The organism is Blastopirellula sp. SH421 (assembly GCF_057808535.1).
In genome coordinates, this window is the sequence record NZ_CM173712.1 from 3,002,559 (window position 1) to 3,026,183 (window position 23,625).

At 55.4% G+C, this 23,625-nt stretch carries 14 protein-coding genes; 4 read left to right on the plus strand and 10 right to left on the minus strand.

All coding sequences use genetic code 11. From position 1 onward, the window contains the following. Window positions 1–19 precede the first annotated feature (19 nt). Together SH421x_RS12350 and SH421x_RS12355 are read right to left on the minus strand one after the other, a co-directional pair. Window positions 20–979, minus strand: coding sequence for a sensor histidine kinase (locus SH421x_RS12350; RefSeq protein ID WP_488855965.1), 960 nt, complete (start codon window positions 977–979; stop codon window positions 20–22). Window positions 980–1,097: 118 nt separating this feature from the next. Beyond that, window positions 1,098–2,852 carry an HDOD domain-containing protein gene (locus tag SH421x_RS12355; RefSeq protein ID WP_488855966.1) on the minus strand — a complete coding sequence of 585 codons (1,755 nt, stop codon included), beginning with the start codon at window positions 2,850–2,852 and terminating at the stop codon, window positions 1,098–1,100. A gap of 766 nt (window positions 2,853–3,618) precedes the next feature. On the opposite strand from SH421x_RS12355, the gene SH421x_RS12360 reads away from it, so the two are divergent. After that, the gene (locus SH421x_RS12360; protein WP_488855967.1) at window positions 3,619–4,479 is read left to right on the plus strand and encodes a DMT family transporter; all 861 of its coding nucleotides are present in this window, start codon (window positions 3,619–3,621) and stop codon (window positions 4,477–4,479) included. Between the two features lie 100 nt (window positions 4,480–4,579). Next, window positions 4,580–5,230, plus strand: a complete 651-nt coding sequence (locus SH421x_RS12365) for a DUF642 domain-containing protein (RefSeq protein WP_488855968.1) — start codon at window positions 4,580–4,582, stop codon at window positions 5,228–5,230. Between the two features lie 8 nt (window positions 5,231–5,238). Here SH421x_RS12365 and SH421x_RS12370 read toward each other — a convergent pair whose 3' ends face one another. Then, the gene (locus SH421x_RS12370; RefSeq protein WP_488855969.1) at window positions 5,239–6,675 is read right to left on the minus strand and encodes an MFS transporter; all 1,437 of its coding nucleotides are present in this window, start codon (window positions 6,673–6,675) and stop codon (window positions 5,239–5,241) included. Window positions 6,676–7,215: 540 nt separating this feature from the next. Here SH421x_RS12370 and SH421x_RS12375 point away from each other — a divergent pair. Further along, the gene (locus SH421x_RS12375; RefSeq protein ID WP_488855970.1) at window positions 7,216–9,918 is read left to right on the plus strand and encodes a DUF1592 domain-containing protein; all 2,703 of its coding nucleotides are present in this window, start codon (window positions 7,216–7,218) and stop codon (window positions 9,916–9,918) included. Further along, window positions 9,918–11,318 (plus strand): DUF1552 domain-containing protein, encoded by a 1,401-nt coding sequence (locus SH421x_RS12380; protein ID WP_488855972.1) that lies wholly within the window; start codon window positions 9,918–9,920, stop codon window positions 11,316–11,318. The genes SH421x_RS12375 and SH421x_RS12380 overlap by 1 nt, the downstream gene beginning before the upstream one ends. 119 nt (window positions 11,319–11,437) lie before the next feature. Here SH421x_RS12380 and SH421x_RS12385 read toward each other — a convergent pair whose 3' ends face one another. From SH421x_RS12385 to SH421x_RS12415, 7 genes are all read right to left on the minus strand, one after another. Beyond that, window positions 11,438–12,499: a ribonucleotide-diphosphate reductase subunit beta gene (locus tag SH421x_RS12385; RefSeq protein WP_488855973.1), complete on the minus strand. Its 1,062-nt coding sequence runs from the start codon at window positions 12,497–12,499 to the stop codon at window positions 11,438–11,440. 111 nt (window positions 12,500–12,610) lie between these two features. After that, the gene (locus SH421x_RS12390; RefSeq protein WP_488855974.1) at window positions 12,611–15,532 is read right to left on the minus strand and encodes a ribonucleoside-diphosphate reductase subunit alpha; all 2,922 of its coding nucleotides are present in this window, start codon (window positions 15,530–15,532) and stop codon (window positions 12,611–12,613) included. A 517-nt stretch (window positions 15,533–16,049) separates the two neighbouring features. Then, window positions 16,050–17,159 (minus strand): alkene reductase, encoded by a 1,110-nt coding sequence (locus SH421x_RS12395; protein ID WP_488855975.1) that lies wholly within the window; start codon window positions 17,157–17,159, stop codon window positions 16,050–16,052. Window positions 17,160–17,247: 88 nt separating this feature from the next. Next, a complete protein-coding gene (locus SH421x_RS12400) occupies window positions 17,248–18,771 on the minus strand; it encodes a glycoside hydrolase family 183 protein (protein ID WP_488855976.1) in 1,524 nt (507 codons plus the stop codon). A gap of 853 nt (window positions 18,772–19,624) precedes the next feature. Continuing rightward, window positions 19,625–20,965: an IS4 family transposase gene (locus SH421x_RS12405; RefSeq protein ID WP_488855952.1), complete on the minus strand. Its 1,341-nt coding sequence runs from the start codon at window positions 20,963–20,965 to the stop codon at window positions 19,625–19,627. 671 nt (window positions 20,966–21,636) lie between these two features. Next, complete coding sequence (locus tag SH421x_RS12410) at window positions 21,637–21,996, minus strand: hypothetical protein (protein WP_488855977.1); 360 nt, start codon at window positions 21,994–21,996, stop codon at window positions 21,637–21,639. A 152-nt stretch (window positions 21,997–22,148) separates the two neighbouring features. Next, window positions 22,149–23,558 (minus strand): HEAT repeat domain-containing protein, encoded by a 1,410-nt coding sequence (locus SH421x_RS12415; RefSeq protein ID WP_488855978.1) that lies wholly within the window; start codon window positions 23,556–23,558, stop codon window positions 22,149–22,151. Between the last annotated feature and the right edge of the window lie 67 nt (window positions 23,559–23,625).

Here is a 23,625-nt window from a genome sequence, read left to right on the forward strand (position 1 = left end):
CACGACGTCCTCCCCCCAACTACGCAGCGTTTTGTTCCTTGGACTGCGGACTCTCGTCCAGCGGTCGCGCGCCAGGCAAAGTGACAATAAATCGAGTCCCCTGCCCGTCTCGACCATCTGATACTTTAACCGATCCTCGCAGTCGCCGCACCAGCGTTCTGACAATGTACAAACCAAGTCCGGTGCCGGGCTTTTCACGCTGCAATTCTAGCCCCAAGCGAACAAAGCGACCGAAGATCTTACGTCGCATTCCTTTGGGGATGCCGGGCCCATTGTCTGAGACCTCGACCACTGCTTTTTGGTTCGGTTCGAGGCGCAGATGAACCTCGATCAACGCATCGTTACCCGAGTATTTCATCGCATTGTCAATCAGGTTGCGAAAGATGATGTCAAGATCGCCCTGATAGCTGTGCATAATGCACGGTTGCAGGTGAAGTTGGATCATCTCGCGCGGCGCTCGATACAGCAGCAGAGTCGATTCGGTGCAACCGATCAAAAGCTTGTCTAGCCGGATCTCTTCGGCTTCGATCACGTCCCGACTTCGATCGAGTCGGCCGGCTTCCAGCAGGTGGTTGATCAGGTGATCGAGCCGTTCGACATCTTTGAGCATTGTGCTGTAGAACTCGCCCGCCTCCGCTTCTGAAACTTTCAGCCGGTTTAGCGTTTGCAAATAGAGTTTGAGCGAAGCGATGGGGCTTTTGAGTTCGTGCGTGACGCTGTCAATAAAATTGCCCTGGCGAATATTCAGGTTGATCGACTTGATCGACAGGACCATATAGAAAATAACGCCTCCCAACACGGCCGCCAAAAAGATGGCGCCGATCGGCAAGATGGTCCAGTAGAGGATCGCCGAATCCTCGTCGTTATAGGCGCCCCAGACCGTCAACAGCACCCAGCCAACCAGCAGCATGACCAGCAGCACGATCATGATGACCGCGATCGTGACAGGCAAGCCAATAGGGCGTCGAGAGGTGGACATAGGCAATCGTAAAGCGAGAAGCAATCAGGCCGATTTCTACGATTATAACCGGTCTCCGCGTAAAGCGAAGTTCACCCTGGCTGCCAAATTCGGAAGCGATTGACTTTAAGTTGGCAAATTATTGCTGCTGCACCGCCTCTTGGCAGGATATTCCATGTAGCTGCAACTTCTCCAGCAATTGTTCTTTCCCGAAGGGCTTGGACAGGAACTCGTTAATTCCGGCTTGAATCGATTTGATGATCATCATGCGATTGCGATCTTTGCTGATCATGATAATCGGCTCTTGAAAACCTAACTCACGGAGCTGCTGAACAAACACGACCCCATTTCCGTTGCTGAAGCGAGCTTCGCACAAGATTCCGCAGATATCGCTCGGAATTTCTTCCTCGATTGGGATCGAAATCCATTGCTCGACCTGGATGTCAGTACCGAGAACCGCTTTCTCCACAAGTCGAACGATCTGGGGATCTTCATCCAGGACAATCAAACGGCGAGAACCGGAGGTGCTCGTAGGGTGTGAGCTTTCTCGGCTCGGCGTTTCCTGAATAAAACCACGCCTCGGCTCACGTCCTGCAAATTGATCGAGAATTCCGACGACGAAGCCCAACCATTGCTTGGAATCAGGAACCGGAGTCTTGTATAAGATCGCCGATTCTGTCGCTTTGGCGATCGCCTCGCCGAGGCAATGTTTCACGTCGAGGGCGTGCGAATTGGGATGACTCATCACCAAGTCCTGGAAGCGTAGGAATCGACTTGAGGACGGAAGTTCTTGCATGTTCGCCAGCGCTTCGCCGATCTGCATCGCATGAATCACGCCGCGTTCCATTTCCGATAAATCGACCGATTTTTCGGCTGGATCGTGGTGATGCAGGATCAGCCGAATGAAAGATGCGGGCAATTGCCACTGTTGCAAAATCGCCGCCGAAACATCCGCATGCGTGATTTCGTAATCTTCGGCCTCTAGCAATTCTAGACGCACTTGAGGGACGCTGCGATATCGTCGGACAAGCTTGTAATAGCTCTCATACTCATGCGCTAGGGCGAGCATGCCGAGGTCTTGAAATAGTCCCAATAGATAGGCCATATCAGGGCACGTATCAAAAGATCGCTTGGCGAAGACCGAGGCCGTGCTCGCGATCATGGTGCTCCGTGCGCCGAACCAAGCGATTAAATCGGCATCAAGGCGAGTTAACAGATTGGTTTGGCAACGGTTGATACAAAAACGGAGGACGATCGTCACCGTTTGCTTGATTCCCAACAGCGACACCGCGTCTTGCAGGCGATGAACCTTGTTCGGTAGGCCAGAGGATGAAGAGTTCAACTTGCGAAAGATTTCGGCGGTTGCCTGCGCGTCCATCGAAATGTCGTTGGCCAAGTCGACGATCGTCGCTGATTCGTCATTGAAATATTTCGAGATCTTCACCGCTAGTTGCGGAAGCGGTTGTAAAAAATCGGCGTCGCGAACAAGATTGCGTGCGGTCTCCGGAATGACCAAGCCGCGTGTCGCTTCCCAATGGCAGGACCGGGCGCAAGCTTCTGCGATCACAGTCGGAGAATCATTCCAGCTAAACAGGTAGCCGACTTTGTTGGCTTTCGCTTGCGATTTTTCTCGCTCTGACAAGGTTCCCAACAAAACCGTGGTCGGGCGAACGAGCGCTTCTTCAAGCCGCGAAAGCGTTTCGAGACCCGTCAGAAAACTATTGAGCTTGTTCTCGATAACGATAGCGTCGATTTGCTGGCGGTTGACGATTCGATACAGCGCATCCAACTCATGAATCGCCAGAACTTCAAAGCCAGCTTCTTCAAATGCTTTCGATAAGCGGGACGAATCTTTTTCCGCGCGAGTGTACAGGACAGCGATATTCTTTTTCATTCTTGACACCTTCGCATTGCGGTTTAGCTTGGCAACATTTCGTTTGCTAGAAACGATATGCGCGCAGTCGGAGGTGATTCATGAAGAACTACAAGATAGAAATTAGTTCACAAATCTTGGGAATCATGAAAAAATAGTGTACCGGTATCATTCACAAAGTTCCGCTCTACGAGCGATGATTTCGCTTAGCTGGCAGACTTATACAGTGTCTGTGGAAGTTGAAAAAAACGTTCGTCTTTCATCCCTACAGATGTCTGTCGCTGTGAGAACTATTCGCTTATTCCGGCGGGGGAGTTTTGTCTTTCTGCAAAGCCAGCAAATCTTGCGGTAACTGCAAGAATTATATTTCCGATTTTGTGGGTAATCTTAATCTTGCTAGGCGAAGCATTTCTGATGCATCAGTGTTTGCCGATGATTGACGCAATGGATCACTTGCAAATACCACCGTGGTTGTGCAGATCGTTGTTGCGTTAAATCCGTACGGATTCACGCTGACGGATCTTGCACGATGATCGCCCTAAAGCGGGCGTTTCTACGTTTTCTACCGTTTGAACTCTTCCGTTCGTGCGACAAAAACGGGTGTCTAGGAATTGAAGAGGCTGTTGTCGCCAGGCCGCTGCCGCTGGCCCCTGTTTGTGAGTCAACGTTCCTGTTGTCCAGGGCGGTTTCTGCTAGGTTGATACGCTTCCTCCCTCAGGACGCGAACTTTCTCGCTGGATTGTGCGTCTGCTGGGAAAGCAACCTTTACAACCTGAAATCTTGCTGCATGCGACCGACTGATTACGTCAAGCTCACGGTTTTGGCCGCCATTTGGGGCGCGTCGTTTTTGCTGATGCGCGTGATGGCGCCGGCATTGGGGCCGTTTGGTTTGGCTTCTAGCCGTTTGCTGATCGCCGGGATCGTATTGGTGAGCTTCTTTACTGCCCGGGGTCTTGATATCGAGTGGCGTCGCAACTGGCGGCAATATACGGTGATCGCCCTGCTGAATGCGGCGATCCCGTTTACGATGTTCGGCTTTGCGGCCCTCTATATTCCGGCTGGATACTCAGCCGTGATCAACGCGACGACACCAATCTTTGGAGTCATCTGGAGCGCCTTCGTTTTTCACGAGCGGCCGACCTGGATGATGATCGTCGGGGCGCTGCTTGGCTTGTTGGGCGTCGGAGTCATCGCCGGACTAGGACCGGTCGAGCCATCATGGGAACTATTGGGCGGCATCTGCGCCTGTCTGACGGCGGCGGTTTGCTATTCGGCAGCCGGCGTCTATATCAAAACCCATACGGGACGTTTAAAACCGATGGGCGTCGCCAGCGCTGCGCAGTTGATCGCCGGCACGATCTTGCTTCCCGGCCTGGCGTTCTACCATCCAACGCCGGCATTGATCACGCCGCTGGTGATCGCCTGCACCATCACCCTAGCGCTGCTTTGCAGTGCGGTTGGCTTTGTGCTGTATTACCAATTGCTGGCCGATTGCGGTCCTACCAAAGCGCTCTCGGTCACTTATGTGGTGCCGGTCTTTGGCGTGCTGTGGGGAGCAATCTTCTTGGGCGAAACGATCACGCCGCTGATGATCGGCGGGATGTCGCTGGTGATCGGCGGCACCTTTTTGCTGGTGCGGCGGTACTAGTTTGCGTTCCTCGTAAAGTGTTCGGCGGCTTCGAAACGCTGTGTCGCTGGGCATCGTCTTCAGTAGGAGGAGTTCTTCAATTTCTGACTAAAGGACGACCATGTTTCGCACATTTCTCACCGTTCTGATCTTGGGCAAGCTTGTTTCATTGGCCTGGGCTCAACCAGACTCGACTGCAAAATCATTCGCCAGCGATGAATTAGCCTCTTCGGCGGCCATCGTCCCTGTTGCTTCGCTTGGTAAAGTGGGAGAAGTAATCGGCGGCAGCTTTGAAGAGCCAGCGATCAGGTCCCCTTACCAAGTTTTTTCAACTCAGGGGGTGATGCCGACAGGCTGGATGATCGAAAGCGGAACGGTCGACCTTGTCGGTAGCTATTGGGAGGCGCGTAAAGGAAAACAATCGCTCGACCTCAGCGGCGCGCATGCCGCGCCCGGGACGATCTATCAAGATGTGCGAACCGAACAAGGCGCTTGGTATTTGTTACGCTTCGCCGCGACCGGCAACCCAGAGCCGGACGATCAGCCAACCATCAAAAAGCTGCGAGTCTTTTTTGATGGCGTCCTGCTCGATGAACTGCAGTTTGACGTCGCCGGAGACGACTTTGGACACGTGAACTGGTGCTATCACAAATACAAAGTGCAAGCGAGCGGCGATGTTGGCCGCTTGAAATTTCAGAGTCTGACCGAAACGATGTGCGGTCCGATCTTGGATGACGTTTCGCTGACTTCGATTTCTCCGCCAAAAGAGTGACGACTTTGCTATTCGTCGGCCGTTGCTGCGTGTACCGATTTTAGGACTAGCGCGGCGTTTGTTTGCTGGTCCGTCGTGTCAAAAATTCCGTTACGCGAATCGACCAGCGCCCAGCAGATGGCGCCGATGAGATACAGCCCAGCAAAAAGGATCAGCACCAAATTCCAGTTTGCCGTTTGATCAAACAGAATGCCGACCAAAATGGGACAAGCAGCCACGGCCAGGTTGCCGGTCATGTTGACGGCGCCTAAAACTTGTGCGCCGCGTGAACCGCTGATGTCGATCACCGCGGCGAACATTGCAGGACTGGCCAACTGCGCAAACAATACGCCGAACGCTAACAGTCCGATCGCCACATTAATGTTTTCAACATACCAACTGCACAGAATTAAAACCGAGCACAGGCCAAGCGCAGTCGCTCCTACGCCGCTGCGACTAAGCCACAAGCTGCCGGTCCTTCGCCAGATCCAATCGGTGAGGATCCCGCCCAACAGACTGCCCAGCAATGCTCCGACGAGGACGACGCCTTGCAGGTAGCCTGATTCTTGGATTGATACGCCGCGGGTCTGTTGCAGAAAAGTGGGGAACCAACTGACAAAGAACATGTAGCCTGCCGCGCGGCAGATTTGCTGCCCGTAAATCAGCCAAAGTCCCTGGTGACGCAGCACCGCGATCCAGTCGGTGGGGCCGGTGTCATTTTCGGCGGCGGCGATTTGCTGACGCGTTCGGTGTCCCTGAATCAACGTTCGCTCGGCTGCATTCGTTTCTGGCGACAGCTCGGGCCGATCGCGAAACCGCCAGTAAAACGTGAGCGCCCACAAGATGCCTGGGATGGAAATTAGCACAAAGCTCCAGCGCCAGCTCATCACGCTCAACAAGTATCCCGTAACAAGGCTAGCGATGATCGCGCCTACCTGCATTCCGCCCGATAGTACTCCACAGCCAACCGAGCGTTGCGACATCGGCATCCAATAGTTGATCGTATTGGTCGACGCCGGAAAGATTCCCGCCTGGGCGACCCCCATCAATAGTTGGGCCGTGATCAGTAACCAAAATCCCGGCGAGAGCCCTGTCGCCAGGGTGGTGATCGACCACGCGATCGCAAAAATGGTGAGCGCCAATCGCGTGCCGAAGCGATGCGAGAACGCGCCGGTCGGAACTTGCATTAAGGCGTAGCTCCAGAAGAACGCACCCATGATATGACCCGACTGAATTAATGTCAGACCCAGGTCTTCGCGAATCTGGCTCTCGGCGATGCCGATCGAATTTCGGCAGACATACGCCAAGGCCGCCGCCGCCGTCAGCCAGGCGATCACGCGGTAGCGGATCACGGTGGGACGATTACCAGATGGTGCAAACTGGGCCGCGATGTCGCGCGGCGATTCTTCGCCTGCCGCACGTTGCACCAAACTTGGCTGCGTTGCGTCCCCATCTCGATCGATCATCTCTCGAATCCTGACAATGACCGCGAACCGTGCAGCCGCGGCTTGAGAGCACGAGCAGCGCACGGCGAATGGGTCGGTCGATGAATACAGCTTGAAACAACGAGGGGGGCTTCGCTGACCTGGATCTGCGGAGTGCAGTTGGCTGCTCCCGCGGATGGGATTGGGCTGGCTGCCGTGGGTGACGCGGCGAGCTTAGTCTACCAAGGATGCGTCGCCGATCCAGCAAAAATTGGGGCGGCGCCCATGCGAATCCCCTGGGCGGATTGAAAAGTAATATCGAGATGATGCCGCTTTGTCATCTCTTGCTATTCGCAGCTGCGTTTCGCACCGACGGTAGAAAAATCCGCGTGTATCTTACGCTGAACTTGGTATACAATAGCGGTTCCCCCCCTCCTGAGCAACTCTTGCACTCCTTGGCGCCCCAGCTGAGTTGCTCACGCGTCCTACCCGAGAAGCTGGATGATCGAATCAAGCCAATATCGGTCCCTCGTTTGCCTACTTGCGCTGCTCTTTGCCATCGCTGGCAAGGCTGTGGGGCAAATGGCAAGTGCTCAAGAGGCAAGCAGCTTGAAACTGCCTGCGGCGCAGCCGACTTTCGCCGAGTTGAAAGCTGCTGGCGCTCTTCGCACAAGCTATCAAAATCAAGCGACGCGTTCGCCTGGCGCCGAAGTCCCGCAGCCGCAACTTGAAACGTTTCGCCGCGAGATCGGTCCGATTCTCACCAAGGCATGCGTGGATTGTCATGGTCCGGACGCCCAAGAGGGAAATGTCCGGATCGATACGTTGAATCCCGATCTTTTAAACGGCGCTGATACCGCTTGGTGGTTGGAAGTTCGCGCTGCATTGAGCAAGGGAGAGATGCCGCCGCCGGGCGAAGGGGAACTCGCCGATAGCGATCGGGCCAAACTGGTGGATTGGCTCTCGAACGAGATACAAACCGCATCGACGGTCCGCCGCGCGACTCAGGAGCATTCTTCGTTTCGTCGTCTGACTCGCTACGAATTCAGCTATGCGCTGCAAGATCTCTTGGGTTTGCCGTATGATTTTGCCCGCGACTTACCGCCAGAGGCAACTTCCGAAGATGGTTTTCAAAACAGTTCTGAAATGCTGGGGATGTCGGCAATTCAGTTCGGGTATTTTCGAGATCTGGCGCGCAGCGCGCTGCAGCGCGCCACCGTCTCAGGCGAGCAGCCGGCAGCTTCTTATTGGGGCGTCTCGATGCAGGCGGCAGCCGTCCAAGAGTGGGCTAGTCAAGCAGCGCAGCGCAACAAGCTTCGCACGCAGCACAAAGAGGATCCAGAAAAGCTAAAGCAAGAACTAGCGCAGTTGACGGCAAAGTTTCAAGCAAGCTCGCAAGCCGATCACTACAAAAATTTGCAGACCGGGGAAACTGCCGACATCAATTGGAGTTATCCCGGCGCCCGCTACGCTTGGAAACCGACCGCTACCCGACCAGAGGTTCCAGCCACTTCAGAGGTGGTCGCGATTCTCCCGCGCGGTCAAAAACTGATCGTCGAGCTTGGCGACACCATACCGGATGAAGGCGCCATGCGTGTGCGCGTCCGAGCGTCTCGAACTTCGGCCGCAGCATCATACATACCAAGTCTACGGCTCGAATTTGGTTGGCAGGCCAGTAACGACTCTCAGGCGTCGGTCCCTATCGGCGGCGGCGATCTTGCGATTGATGCGGGGCCGGATGAACCAAAATTCTATCAGTGGGAAGTTCCTCTCAGTGAGGTTTATCCGCGTAATTCGGTCCGTCACATCTCTAAGATGGGAGATCTGCCCAGTCCGTCCGAGTACCTGAAGTTGGTGAACGCTTCGGTTTCGGCGGGCGAGATCCAAATCGACTATGTCGAAGTGACGGCGCCGGTTTACGAGCAATGGCCGCCCGAATCCCACTCGCGCATTTTTCTGGAAAGCGAGAATTCGCGTGACGAATCGCCCTATGCGAAAGAAATCTTGACGCGGTTTATGCCGCGCGCCTGGCGACGCAGCGTGTCGACTGCCGAGGTCGATCAAAAGCTGGCGTTGTTCGCCAAGATTCGCCCCCAGTGTGACGATTTTCAGACGGCGATGGTAGAAGTGTTGGCGACGGTTCTTGCGTCGCCACAGTTTTTGTTCCTCGTGCAGTCCGATCATCGCTCCCTGGCAGATGTTCAGAATGCAGACGATCAGAGTGCGGCCGAACTAACGGCCGACTACCAACTGGCGACGCGGCTGTCGATGTTCCTGTGGTGTAGTACGCCTGACGATCAGCTGTTAGCGCTGGCTGCCCAGGGCGAACTTAGGAGCCCCAAAGTATTGGCCGAACAGGTGAAGCGGATGTTGGACGATCCCCGTTCGCGCCGCTTCTCGCAGCAGTACGTTCGTCAGTGGTTGGATCTGCAATTGCTCGATTATCTGCAAGTTGACAAAAAAGCGTATCCGCGATTTAACCCCCCGCTGAAAGAGGCGATGCAAGCAGAGCCGATCGCCTTGTTTGACGCGGTGCTGCGCGAAAATCAGAGCGTCTTGGATTTTATCCACGCCGATTACACCTGGGTGAACGAACGACTTGCGCTGCACTATGGGCTGAAAGGGGTCTCGGGAAATGAATTTCGCAAAGTTGATCTTCAACCACAGGACCGCCGCGGCGGATTGTTGACGCAAGCCGGTTTGTTGGCGATGAACTCGGACGGCAAAGATTCGCATCCGCTGAAGCGGGGAATCTGGTTACTGGAAAGTATGTTGAACGATCCTCCGCCACCACCGCCGGCCGCGGTGCCGGTGATCGATCTTGCCGATCCAGAGATCGCCAAGTTGACGTTAAAGCAGCGAATCGAAAACCATCGCGATCAACCAGCATGCAAATCGTGTCACGCCAAGATTGATCCGTGGGGGATCGCGTTTGAAAACTTTGACGCCATCGGCAGTTGGCGAACCGAAGTTCAAGGACAACCGGTCGATGCGTCGAGCGTACTCTTCAACAATCAGCGTCTTGACGGCGTGGATGGGTTGAAGCGGTATCTACTTGAAAGTCGACAGGATCAATTTGTCCGCGCAATGGTTCACAAGTTGACGACCTACGCCTTGGGGCGAGCGCTGACTTTTGGCGATCATGCGAGTCTTGATCAGATTACGGCCGATGTACGGAAGCAAGGAGACGGACTCGCGACGATGATCACGTTGATCGTCACCAGCGATCTGTTTCAGGCGAATGCAGTGACTGCAGCCAACCCACCAGACAAGGAGACCCGGTAATGATTCAAAAGATTGCATCTCTTGATCGGCGGCGCTTTTTGCGTGGCGCTGGATTCGCCTTGGCGCTTCCCTGGTTAGAGTCGTTCTCGCACCTGTCTGGCGCTGTCGCCAAACAGCCGAGCGACCGGAAACGCTTGGCCTGCTTTTACATGCCTGACGGCGTGCCGATGCCGCTCAACGATGATCCGGCGCACCAAGACTGGGCCTGGTTTCCGCATGGCAGCGGTAAGGATTTTACCTTCACCAAATGTTTGGAGCCGCTCGCGCCGCTGCGCGATGACTTAACCGTCTTGGCCGGCTTTTCGCATCCGGCGGCGCGTAGTATCCATGGTCATGCAAATGCTGATCAGTTTTTGACCGGGGCAGCGACAGGGCAGTCAGGCGACTACGCCAATTCGATCTCGCTTGATCAAGAGTTTGCGGCGCATGTGGGAGACCAGACCCGATTCTCGTCGCTGGTTCTCTCGACCGATGGCGGAACCGGCACTCCGCGCGGCGCGCATACGATCTCTTTTAACCGCAGCGGTCGGGCGATTCCTGCCGAGCACAAGCCAAAGCGGATCTTCGATATGTTGTTTGTCAAAAACGACGCCGATGCGGCGCGGCGGCTTGCGCTATCGCAAAGCACGCTTGACGAACTGTTGATCGACGCCCGCTCGCTGCGTCAGATGCTTTCGGCCCATGATCAGCAGACGCTGGATGAATACTTGCAGTCGGTGCGCGAGACCGAGATCAAAGTCGAGAAAGCAAAGCGTTGGGTCAATATTCCGCTGCCGCAAGTGGGTGTTGATCATTTGCAGCTTGATATCACGCCGGAGGATCCCCGCGTTTACTTGCAGACGATGTTTGAACTGATCTATCTGGCGTTCAAGACCGATTCGACCCGTGTCGCGACCTATCAACTGGGGCGAGAAAACGGCATCGGCGCCAGCGACTATCTAGCGCGAGCGGTCGGATTCAATCTGACGCATCAATTGACGCACGACACCAAAGAACCAGGCGGTTGGGAAAGATTTGGCACCTACTGCCAGTTTATCAGCGAAGAATATGGCCGCTTCGCCGCCAAGCTAAAAGCGACGCCTGAGCCGGACGGCCCCGGCAATATGCTTGATAATACGCTGTTGCTATTCGGATCGGCGTCAAGCGCCTTCCATCTGTCGCGCAACTATCCGCTAATCCTGACCGGCGGCAAGAACATGGGCTTCCAGCATGGTCAGTATCTGAACTACGGCCCGGCGCAGCCTGCCGGGGGCGCTTGGTTGGGGGGACGCGAACCTTGGCAGATCGAAGCGACCAAAGAAGATCAGCCGCTGGGGAATTTGTTTGTCACCATGTTGCAGCGATTGGGGGTAGAGGCCGACTCGTTTGCCAATAGCACGGGGACGCTGGCCGAGGTGTAAGCGTAAAACGAGGCTTTAGCTCTCGCCTGGGAATAGGATTGCGGTTTTCTCGAGTGTACAAAAAAAGGCTGGTCCCCACTGGACCAGCCTCTGCTGTTTCTTGTGCTGCCGAACGGAGGTTAGTCCCAGTTCAGCGCCCCGGAGCTTTGATACTCGGTGACCCGGGTTTCGAAGAAGTTCTTTTCCTTCGCCAGGTCCATGGTTTCGCTCATCCAAGGGAACGGGTTGGTCTTGGAGTCAAACTGCTTTGGTAGACCAATACGTTCGACGCGGCGATCGGCGACGTAGTGGACATAGTCGCGGAACAGGTCGCGGTTCAGTCCGAGGATGCCGTTCGGTAGGCAGTCGCCGGCGTATTCGATTTCTAGCTCGACCGCTTGTTTGATCAGATCGATGATCTCGGCTTGGAACTCTGCTGTCCACAGATCGGGATTTTCGGCTTTGATGCCGTTGATCAGATCGATGCCAAAGTTCAGGTGGACCGTCTCGTCACGCAGGATGTACTGGAACTGTTCGCCGATGCCGGTCATCAAGTTCCGGCGATGGAACGACAGCACCATCACAAACCCTGTGTAGAAGAAGATCCCTTCCATGATGATGTAGTAGCCGATCAGGTTCTTCAGGAACGCCTGGAGACCCTCGTAGGTATCGGTGCTGAAATCGGGGCTCAGGACTTCGGCCGTCAACCGCATCTCAAACTGATCCTTGCGAGTGATCGCCGGGACCTCGTGATACATGTTGAAGATTTCCCCTTCGTTCAAGCCGAGACTTTCGACCACGTACAGGAAGGTGTGCGAGTGAACCGCTTCTTCAAACGCTTGACGCAGCAAGTACTGACGGCATTCAGCGTTGGTGACATGCTTGAAGATCGCCAACACCAGGTTGTTGCCAACCAGGCTTTCGGCGGTCGAAAAGAAGCCCAGGTTACGCATGATGACCAGACGCTCATCGTCTGTCAGCTTGTCGCTGCGCCAAGTTTCGATGTCTTTGGTCATCGGCACTTCGGTCGGCATCCAATGGTTGGCGCACCCGTTAATGTAGTGCTCCCAAGCCCAATTGTATTTCAGCGGCATCAATTGATTGACGTCGACCTGCGAGCAGTTGACCAGGCGTTTGTCGTTGGCCCGGACTCGTTGGCCGTCACCGGTTTCGAGTTGGTTTTCAATGCTGGGAATGGTCATCGTATCGCTCCCTTGCGATTAGCTGCTGATAAAGATTAGAGGAATAATTTTGCGACGCGGCCAGGGCGATTCAATCGCCCGAGCCGCATGTTTTCTTCCGCATCGACCGATCTACTGGCAAGATTCGCAGTCGCCGTCCAGATTGCAGGCCTTCGGTTGTTCCGGCGGCAATTCGTCTAGGATTTCGGCGACTTCGCCGCGATCGACGCGGATATCGGCCGACGCGCTGGCGTTCTTCATCCAGCGGGGCTGAATGCCAAAACGATTGACGTCGATCGTCGACTTTTCGACCTGGGTCGCACTGAGCGTTCGCAGGTAGTAAGTCGTCTTGAGACCGACATTCCAGGCCAACATGTACATGTCGTGCAACTTGCGGCCGCTTGGTTGGGCCATGTACAAGTTGAGTGACTGACCCATGTCGATCCATTTTTGGCGTCGGGCGCCGCACTCGATCAACCACTTGCTGTCGACCTCGAACGCGGTCAGATAACGCAGTTTCAGGTCATCCGGAATGCGATCGATTTCGGTCAGTTCGCCGTCGTAGTACTTGATCGCTTCGACCATGTCGCTGTCCCACAAGCCGTGCGCCTTCAGGTCTTGGACCATTCGCAGGTTGAGTTGCGGGAACTCGCCGGACAGGTTGCTCTTGACGAACAAGTTCTTGTAGGTCGGTTCGATCGATTGCGAAACGCCGACGATGGTCGAGATCGTCGCCGTCGGTGCGATCGCCATGACGTTGCTGTTACGCATGCCATGTTCACGAACCGAGTCACGAACAACTTGCCAATCCAAGGTCGAGCTGCGATCGACTTCGATCGGCAGACCGCGTTCTTGTTCCAGGATGTCAAGCGAGTCGATCGGCAAAATGCCGCGATCCCACTTCGATCCGGCGTACGTTTCGTACGTGCCGCGTTCGGCCGCCAATTGCGACGAGGCGAGGATTGCAAAGTACGAAATTGCTTCCATGCTGCGATCGGCAAACTCGACCGCTTCCTGGCTGGCGTAGCTGACGCCGAGCGCCGACAACGCGTCTTGGAAACCCATCAAGCCCATGCCGACCGGACGATGACGTCCGTTCGAGGTCTTCGCTTCCGGAGTCGGATAGTAGTTGATGTCGATCACGTTATCGAGCATGCGAGCTGCGGTGGTGACCGTTTCACGCAGTTTGTCGAGATCGAGCTCGCCATTCTTGATGTGGGCGACCAGGTTGATGCTGCCCAGATTGCAGACGGCGATTTCGTCTTTCGACGTGTTCAGTAGAATCTCGGTGCAGAGATTGCTGCTATGCACGACGCCGACATGATCCTGCGGCGAACGAACGTTCGACGGATCTTTCCAGGTGATCCACGGGTGACCCGTCTCGAACAATCGAGTTAGCATCTTCCGCCACAGGTCGCTGGCCGACACGCGACGGAACAGACGCATTTTGCCTTCGTCGGCCAGCTTCTCGTACTCCTCGTAACGAGCTTGGAAGGCCGAGCCGCACAGGTCGTGCAAGTCAGGGGTCTCATCGGGGCTGAACAAGGTCCACTCGGCGTTTTCACGCACTCGTTTCATGAACAAGTCCGGAATCCAGTTGGCCGTGTGCATATCATGCGTACGACGGCGATCATCTCCGGTATTCTTGCGGAGGTCGAGGAATTCTTCGACGTCCAAGTGCCACGATTCTAGGTACGAGCAGACGGCGCCCTTGCGTTTGCCACCTTGATTGACGGCGATCGCGGTGTCGTTGACGACCTTTAGGAACGGAATCACGCCCTGGCTTTGGCCGTTGGTTCCCTTGATGTGCGCGTTGGTCGCCCGGATGTTGGTCCAGTCGTTGCCCAATCCGCCGGCCCATTTCGATAGCATCGCGTTGTCAGAGACCACCTTAAAGATGTGCTCTAGGTCGTCATCCACCGTGCTTAGGTAGCACGAGCTGAGCTGCGGGTGCAGCGTGCCCGAGTTGAACAGCGTCGGCGTGGCCGAGGTGAAGCGGAACGTCGAGAGGATGTTGTAGAACTCGATCGCGCGAGCTTCTTTGTCCGCTTCGTTCCAGGCCAGACCCATCGCCACTCGCATCCAGAAGTACTGGGGAGTTTCGATGCGGCGACCGTCGATGTGCAGCAGGTAACGATCATAGATCGTCTGCAGACCCAAGTAGGGGAACGCGGCGTCACGTTCGGGACGCAATGCGGCCGAGATCCGATCTAGGTCATAGTCGCGCAGACGTTCGGCCAGACGACCTGCTTCGATCCCGGTCGAAATGTAAGTGCTGAACTCGCGACGTGTGACTTCGGCGATATCTTCTTTGGGATGGAGACGACCGATCGCTTCGTTGTAGATCACCATCAGCATCAAGCGGGCGGCGACCTTGTCGTAGTCGGGGTCACGTTCGATCCGCGAGCGGGAAGCGAGAATCATCGCTCGATAGATCTCTTGCGGCGTAATGCCGTCGTAGAGCGAACGATAGGTCTCTTCGACCAGTTCTTCGGCCGAGCAGTTTTGCTCTAGGCCGCGAACTGCCGAGTAAACCCGACGACGCAGACGAGTCGCGTCAAACGGTTCTTTCGTGCCATCTTCTTGCTTGACGTTGATCCGCGGCGGGATCAGATTGCCGTCGCTGTCCGCGGCACGCAAAGCACGCAACTTGGCATGCTCTTCTCTGTACAGGATGTAGCGGCGCGCGACCGAGAAGTGGCCATGACGCATCAGTTGGATTTCGACAGCGTCCTGGATCGACTCGACATCGATCCCGTCACGGCTGAACGGGCGGCTTTCGATTTGATCGATCACCGCTTCCGAAATGCTTTTGACTTGCGCTTCGAGCGAATTTTCTAGTTCCTGGCCATCCGCAATGCCGATTTCGGCGCGGAAAGCCTTGCCGATCGCATAGTGAATGCGAGCGACGTCGAACGTAATGATGCGGCCGTCCCGTTTACGAACTTCCAGGGCGACGGCGGGGGAGGTGACAGTCGTCATGACATCGACTCCTTCGAGGGGTTCTTCCTGAACCGGCTGACGGCCGGATAAGGCGCGAGATTGAGATTTCATGAGTGGTGCCTCCGATGCGTATTTCGAGGATCTCATGGTCGAACATCAAAGTTCGTACCCATGAACAACGGATAGGGATTGGCGCCGCATTCAAAATAGAAGCGCGCGTAATAACGCACCGTCTTCCTTGACGCGAGGTCCTCCAGAGAGGACTGCCAGACTCCTAATCCGTATCCCCCCAATCGAGCGGAGTTTTACGGCCCAAAACGCTAGCGACGCCAGCGTTTTGATGTCGAGGGCAGCATTCATTGCCCACAGGATATTGTGCCAAGGCTTCCGCCAAAGCACAAGATGCTGTGGCTAATAAATTTAAACATCGCCAAGTCGTGTGTCCTGACAACATCAATTTATCAGCCGGAGGCCCAATATATCGTGGTAGCACTTTGCGTCAACCACAATCTCTTCACCTTTTCCTAACATACGACGCGCCAGTGAGTAGCGTCATCGGAGATCGTCGTAAGTTCAAGGATTTGAATTGCTAGCGTTGCCAGCGTTTTGGTGATTTCCAAACACAAACTTAACGCGCTGCGGACGCTACCGCGAAGCTCGGAAAGTCGGTATAGCCGGCGGCGTCGGGACCCGAGCCATACCACTGCTTGGTGTCGGCGATGGGCGCCAGCGGCCATTGGTGCGCGAATCGCTCCGCCAGGTCCGGATTACTGATGAATGGTCGCCCAAAGGCAATCAGGTCGGCGTCTCCTGTTTCGATGGCCGCTTCCGCTGCTGCTTGGTCGTAGCCGCAATTGCCCATCAGCGGGCCGCCAAAGACTTGGCGAAACTCGGCCAGCGTCATCGGTGCTCCCTTTTCATGAAATCCAAACCCCAGACCGTCGACCACATGCAGATAAGCCAGTCCAAACGGCGAGAGTTGCTGAGCAGCGTAGGTGAACTGCTCATGGAAGTCTGGCGAGCCCATGTCGTTATAAACGCCGTTAGGAGATAACCGGACGCCGACGCGTGATGGCTCCCATACTTCGGTCACCGCTGCGACCACTTCGCGTAGGAAGCGAGTGCGGTTCTCGACCGAGCCGCCGTACTGATCGCTGCGGTGGTTGGTTTTCGATTGCAGAAATTGATCGATCAGATAACCGTTGGCGGCGTGAATCTCGACGCCATCAAAACCGGCTGCCTGGGCGTTGACCGCCGCCGCGCGATAATCGGCGACCACCGCGACCACTTCTTCGGTTGTCAGTGCCCGCGGCGTCTCATACGGCAGTTTTCCTTGATAGGTATGAGCTTCCCCGTCCGAGATCTTGATCGCCGAGGCCGAAACCGGCGGCTCGCCGTTATGAAAGCTACTGTGCGAAGACCGCCCCATGTGCCAGAGCTGCAGGAACATCTTCCCCCCGGCCTGATGCACCGAGTCGACCACTTGGGCCCAGCCTGCGACCTGTTGGTCGTTATAGATGCCCGGCGTATTGATCCAGCCGATCGCTTGCTCAGAGATCACCGTCGCTTCTGAAATGATCAAACCGGCCGAGGCCCGCTGCGTGTAATATTCGGCCATCATCGCCGTTGGAACGCGATCTTTGCCGGCCCTGGCGCGGGTCAACGGCGCCATCACGACGCGGTTTTTAAGCGGAATGTTCCCCAGCGACATCGGCTGCATCAACGGCGATTGCGACATATCTTGATCCCCAGAGAAAAGGAAGGAAACGTTCAGCGTTTCCCTCTCTGATGAAGCAAGTCGCGGCGGCGTTACTGCGGGAATATGGCTATTTTTGCGCCGGTTTTAGCTTGGCGTCGCTCAGATCCAACCGATAAAGCAGCTGATTGTAGTCATACCGGGGCGTCGGCGTTTTGGCGGCGGAGAAGGTTGCGGTGTAGGTGCCTTCAAAATAGATCACGCGGCCGCCGTCGGTCGCATAGAACGGATGTTGCCGCGGGTTGTAGAACGAATAGTTGGGATGGGTCGCGATTTTGATCGCGTCGTACCAGGGGCCGGTGGGTGAGTCGGCTTCGGCGTACCAAACCTCTCCCAGATAGGACGGCGCGTCCTTGTCGCCTGCCTGATTGCCGATCATCACCCACTTCTGGCGATAATCGTTCCAGGCGATCGACCCGCCGTGAAGCGTGACTGGTTGACCACTCTCCACGTCGGCCACACGATAATGTGCGGCAGCGGCCGGCATTTGGCCCGAATCGACCAGTTTCCGCTCTTCCTGCTGCCGAGTTGGCTGCACATCGCGTTTCCAGACGTATTTCTTGGCTTGTCGATCAAAGACAAACGACTCATACGCGTGAGGATCGAGGATGCTCGCTTCCTTGGCTTCGACGCGCGAGTAGGCGAATGGATCGGTGAAGTAGACATATTGCTTGCCGTCTGTTTCGTCCTGCGCTTGGAACGCGTTGCCGCGGGGGCCGCGCCAAAGTTCGGCGAGATCAAAGTTGGCGACCTTCTTAAAGACGCCAGCTTCGTCGTCAAACTGCATCACGCCGTGCTCGACCACTTCCGAAAGCGATTTGTGACGCGTGAAATGGGCGAACATCTTCTCGCTGCCGTCTTCCGCTTCCAAGTTGAACAAACCAAATAGCCAAACGGCGCCAGGACCGTCGAGCGGCGCCATGTGACGAAGCTGGCCGTTTTCTTGCGTGAAGTACTCAAACGGTACGCCGCGCTCTGGTGAAGGTTTGCCATCGACCGGCAGCGGCGAGGTGGCGCAGGTGGTTTGAAAATTGCCGAGCGGGTAACTCGCGATGTTGGTGTCGCCCCATAGCCAGAAGAGTTTTCCCTGGTATGGAACGACTTGAACGGAGTCTTGCCCGGTCACGCCGGCGTTCAAGTTTTTCATGTCGGCCGGCAGCGGCAGACCCAGCAGTTCACTATCGCGATAGATCCCTTCGCCTGTCAGGCGTACAAGGCGATCAGCGATATTCGTGCGCGGAAGCAACAGCGTCACCGCAACGCCTGGTTCGGGAGTCACGCGAAGCCCGTGAAATCCGAAGCCATCCGCGGTCAATTCATAACCGGGACTAGCGACATGAAAATAAGTCTCTCGCCCCATCAACCCCGGTTCAGCGATCGCCGCCCAACCGTTGGAGTCGGTCCAATAAGAAACGCCGCTCGTCGTTTTCAGTTCGACAAGCGGAATGCCGTGACACGTTGCGTCGACGATTTGAATGCCGAAGAACGGCTCGCGAACTTTGAATTTTTCGTCGCACTGGGCCGACGTCGGCAGTAGCGAAATCATCGCTACCAACGTAAGCAGCACGCCGGCGAATGAGCGAAAGCATTGCATGATGGCAGACCTGAGAGCGAAGAAAGTAACCGCGCTAGTATAGTTGAATGGAGAACGTCAACCAAAAGACGATTGGAACACGGCAAAGCCGTGGATGAATCCGGGGGAACTCGGCGAGAAAAACATGCGCGAACGTCAGTTTGCTAGGCCTGGAGGACCGGCCTAAACTTGCCTGGGGTCAGTCCGCCGAAGGCGACGCAGACCTGGGGCTATGACTACAAGTCTTCCATTCTAAACACTGTGCCGTCATGATCCTTGACGACGAGATGGATAATTTGTCCATCTCCATCGCAAAAGGCAACTAGAAATTCGCCATAGGAGCGAGGTGAACTCAGAGCCATTTCCAAATGCTCCGCTGAAAAGTGCCGTACCTTCAATAGCCGCTCTAATGACCAGCCTTGTGATTCGGCATATCGTCTGCTTATCTCGATCGCGTTTCGTTCGTTAATCATTTTGCGGGGTGGCGATGGCGAACTTCGTCTTGATCAGGGTGCAACTGGCCATTATCAGCCACTGCCTAACTCCAAGTACGGTATTTTACCCCAACGTTCTCAAACAGTTCCAGCAGCGGAGGCGATTGTTTCGGCAGACGCGGATCGACGATTCCTTCTAGGTAGAAACGGGCACACGACCACTTCCAATCGATCGCTCGTCGGCAGAGCCCGCGACGAACTGGATTCTCATGAAGGTAGTCGATCGCCGCTTCGATCGCTGAGCATCAAAATAGAGTAGCGATGGGAGAGAGTCAAAGAATAGAATCGACGTGCTCGGCTGGTGCTGGGTGCAAGTCAGCAGAAGGGAAGAGAAGACACTGGCTGAAAAGGGCCAGTGCCACGCAACGCCGGTAACGATTTCAATTTAGCATCATCTTCGCAGCCGCTATTTGTTCAGGCGTGGCGTTGATGATTGTCGGGCTTCCGCATGGTTTCGGTTTCTTTTTGCGGGGATAATTGCGGCTTTTCTTGCTGCTTGTGCGACCGCTTTCGTCGGCCTTTTGGCACTTGTGCAGGTTCAATTGCACCGCCTGACATAGGCCCAGGGCCGTTTGCTGCAGCGCCTTTGCAAAGGCATCCATCACTTGCATCGGGCTCAGTTGTTGCAGCGGCTGGCGATGTCGCTTGGACTGAAGCTTGGCGATAAATAGCGACGCCCAGACGCCGAGCAGCGTCCAAGTCAATTCGGTCTTCACATGCGTCGGCGTTCGACAGAGTCCTTTCGCTTTTCCGCAGTTTTGCTTGACCGTGCGAAAGAAGACTTCGATGCCCCAGCGCGCCTGGTAGATCTCTTGAATCTGACGATTTGTCAGCTCCATTTCATTGGTCAACAACCATACCTCGCCGCGTGAGCTTTTCAGATGAACCAGCCGCAACAACAACGGCGGTTGGTTCTTTTTCTGGGAGCTTTCCGGCCAGTAATGAACCAGCTCGCCGCGGCGTTTCAGTTGCGGATCGAGCTGTTTTAGCAACTTAATGTTCGAACCGATACGAACGACAAACGACCGTCCCGATTGCAAGATCGCCGACCAGAACGGATAGCCGGTGTAATGCGCGTCTCCCACGATCCGCGCATCCGCCGGCAACTCTTCCAGCATGGCGAGCGCTTCCTTGCGTTCAACGCCGTTGGAAGGCGTCTGCCGCCACGTGATCGGCATGCCTGAGCCAATGTGCCAAAAGAGCGTAACCAGCACTTGAACCGTACTCGCCTTCGAAGCGTCAGCCTCTTTCTTATATTGCTTTGGCTTCGCCGTTTCATCGTGATCGGCGGAGAAGGCCTGCTGATTGGCCGCGGTGCGCGGCGCGGCGAACTTCGTTCCATCCACGGCGTAAGTTGGTTTTCCGGCGGTCGTCCAACATCCTCTCCACTGCCGAAGTTGCTGCTGAATATGCTCGCTAACCTGCGAACTAGTCGCGTCTCCGCAGGTCGCCAACGCCTGACACAAACCTTGGCGCGAGAGCACGTCACAATCGGGATAGAGGCTGCGCACCGCGCCGCAGGCCTCCTCGACGCGCTGACTCAAAGTGCGTTTGGACGACCATCCCCAGGTGGCGACGGCGACTGCCGCTAGCGTGAAAGAGTCGACGACCGCATTGCCGTGCCGAGGCGTTTGAAGCGCAGCCGGCGGCAACAAAAATTCCAATACGGCTTTCAAATTATCGAGCGATTTGCGAACATCCATGCTGTCTTGATGCGACATTCCAAGATTCCTTCTTGGGGGTATGCGACGTTTGGCGACGAAGCATTGAAGGCCCCAGGGCCTTCCGCATCAAGACGTTTTTTTGGGCTGACGGGAAATCGTTACCAGCGTTGAGTGGCACGTGAAAAGATGCCTGTTCGTTAGTGCCAACCTGGTGAAGAAAAACACCGTTGGACAGTGCCACCCAGCCCCGCCGTTGGATGGAGCGTCTTGTTCGCCGTTTTTTTTGATTGGGTTCATGGGGCACGAAAAACATATAGGTTACGCGACCATCTCATGGATCACCTTGAGGCACTCTTCATCCGTCGCTCCTTGACAACCTCGTGTAATTCTCCCCTGAAGCATCGAGTGGAGCTTCTTGTCTAAGCGTGTTCTCAAATCGGGGTCATTAATCAATGCATCAGCAATATTCTCAGAAATCTCGAACTCAAAAGAGGATGTTACAAACGAAGACGATACAGGCAAAGCTATGACGAGCTTGCCAGTCTCCCGACGAAACACGCCCAGTTCATACCCACCGCTATCGAGTCTTGTATCACTCATTTCTTGACGAACGGCAGGGTTGACCGGGGCCGAGCGAAAGATCAACCATTTTAAAAAGACGCTTTCGAGGCCTCCGCGTCCAACCCATTGTTATCGCAAATCTTCGTCACTACAAACATTTGAGGCGGTCAGTCCCAGACGATCCGAGGGGACAGCTCGCCGGCGTCCGCTGTTTCAAGAAACGCAGCGATCCCGTCCGACGCCGCAACGCACTGCGACAACGGAAAATCGTCGATCTGGCCATTCTCCAGCTTGAACTGAGAATACTCGTCATCCGATTCACCCGGCGTGTGGGACCATGCTCCGTCTGTGCTCCGGTAGACCGCTGCAAGTGAGCCGTTGAGAAATAGCGCAAGTTCGCACGTGCCATCACGGTGCAACCAGAACGCGCCAGCTCCATCTTCATCGGCCAGCTGTGCGATCAGGTCACGAACTTCATCGATAGTCCTAACATCATGGAAGTCCTGCATCGATTGAAGACGCAACATGGTGGGGTTTCCGATCAAAAGGCGATCGTCTTCGCTGCGATAACGTCTAAAATCACCCGGTCGCGACGAGAGATTTTCCATTGCCAAAACGCCCGACTTCGCGACTCGGGTGCATTGCTTGGTTCCGTCGTCTTCCGTGTTCGAATTGACGGCTAACGGATACTCTCCAAGGCAGCGTCGACATCCGCTTTCAGTGTACCTGATATATCTGGATCTTGTGCAAGCGATTGAAGAGCCGGGACGGCAGCGGTCGCATCGGAACCAAGTTTCGCGAGGGCATCTACCGCGGCACTCGCTGGTTGATCAAAAAGCCCATCGTGGCTGCGTAACGCGCTAGCATAAGCAGCAATCACTCGTGGTTCCGAGATTCTACGTGAGCTAAATGCTTCGATCACGACTTCCACCACCAATTCATCCTCGTCTTCCAGCAAAGGGAGGGAACGCGAGACTGCGGAATCGGGGTCAATCGCAAAAAATGCATCTACCAGCCCCCAACGTATCTGTGCAGAGGCGTGATTCTTTGCACGTTCCAGTGAATCAATGAGTCGGCCCGCAGGAGGACCAAGTTGTGCAATCGCCTCTGTGGCATCATTTTGGACGAATTCGCGATCCATGTCGTCGAGCAATAGCTGCCCCAACAAGTCCATCGCTTCCGGTGGGGGCGATTCCGATATCTTGCAAATAGCAGTGGCTGACCAAATCCGCACGTTTTTGTTGTGATCTGGCCCGACTAGAGTTTTCAATTTCGGTATTGCGTCCGAGGCATCCGGACCGATCTTTGCCAGAAGACGAGCCGCGCGCGCCCGTAACTTCTCGGGCAACATGAAATCTCGTGAGACTGCGATGTAAACATCAGAATCATCGTCGAGCAGTTTGATGACTTCGGGTATGGCAGGGTCAATACGCTTAAACCGTTTGTCCAGTGCGTCCAGAACAGTCCATTTCACCATTGGATCTGGGTCCTGTAGTAGTTTTCCAAACTTCAGCACGGATTCTTCGTTGTCATCTGCCACGGCGTCCAATGCCGAAATTGCTCGCGAACGCAGGTACACATCGTCGTTGGCACAGAATGGCAGGATCATTTCGTATGCACGACGATCCGGATTGCCAATTCGAGAGATAGCTTCGAGTGCTTTTGCTCGCGTACGGTCTGTCTCTAGCTTGGGCATCTCCTTCAAAATGGACGAGGCTGCCGCCGGAGGTAAGTCAAGCAATTTAAACCAAGCTCGTTCACTCACCGTTTCGCGACCCATCAAATGTTCGACCACAGTTCGCTCATCATTCAAAAGGAGCGTAAGTTGCCGAGCAATCTCTGGCTGCGCGAGTGTGTCGTTGGGTAACGACGATATTGCGGCGGCGATATCTTGTGCACTGCCGGCCATCAGCGAAGCAAGCAGATTCCCCGTTTCCGTTTCCTGTGCGGTAACTTGGCCACACAAAAACAAGCTGATTGTTAGCAGGACCGTCGGGGCGTACGCGTGCATGTTGGTCAAGACCAGTTGGACGAATGCTTGGATGCCCGGTGTGACGCTTTGCCGACGGAACGGCTGGGTGGCACACAACGCTGGTAACGATTTCCCGTCAGCCCAAAAAAACGTCTTGATGCGGAAGGCCCTGGGGCCTTCAATG